Annotated in this window: 1 pseudogene; it reads left to right on the top strand. The window is 77.2% G+C overall.

Annotation, left to right across the window (positions count from 1 at the left end):
• Nucleotides 1-478 (top strand): annotated as a pseudogene (locus C665_RS19810) (ATP-binding protein); the annotation flags it as partial.

Raw genomic sequence — 478 nt, 5'->3', positions numbered from 1 at the left:
GCCGCCGCGCGCCTGGCAGCGGCGGCGGGACGCCCGCCGCTGCAAATGGAGGCGGCGACCTGGACACGCCAGCCCGCCCTCGCCGCCGCCTGCCGCTATGCAGGCTGGCTGCCGGTGCTGACCCTCGAGCTCGGGCCCGGCGAACGCCACGTCCTTCCCGAGCATCCCGCGCTCGCCGTCCCCATGTTGCTGGTCGGCGGCCGCGACGGCGCGATCGAGGCGTCCGCACTGATCGAGATCGACCTTCCCCCGCTCAGCGCCCAGGAACGCCGCGAGGCCTGGCGCGAAGCCCTCGCCAGCGAGGACGGGGACGGCAGCCCCTGCCTCGACGAGGACCGCCTGTGCAGCTTCGCCGAGCATGCGCTCCTTGACGGCCCGAGCGTGCGCACCCTCGCCGGGCGCATGCGCCTCGACGCCAGGGTGCGCGGCGAGGCGCCCGGCCTCGGCCACCTGCGCCGGGCGCGCGCCGGCTTCGGCA

This window comes from Thauera aminoaromatica S2, from assembly GCF_000310185.1.
In the GTDB taxonomy this organism is placed as follows: domain Bacteria; phylum Pseudomonadota; class Gammaproteobacteria; order Burkholderiales; family Rhodocyclaceae; genus Thauera; species Thauera aminoaromatica.
Note: the sequence above shows the minus strand (reverse complement) of the source record. Positions and strands in the feature narration are given on the sequence as shown.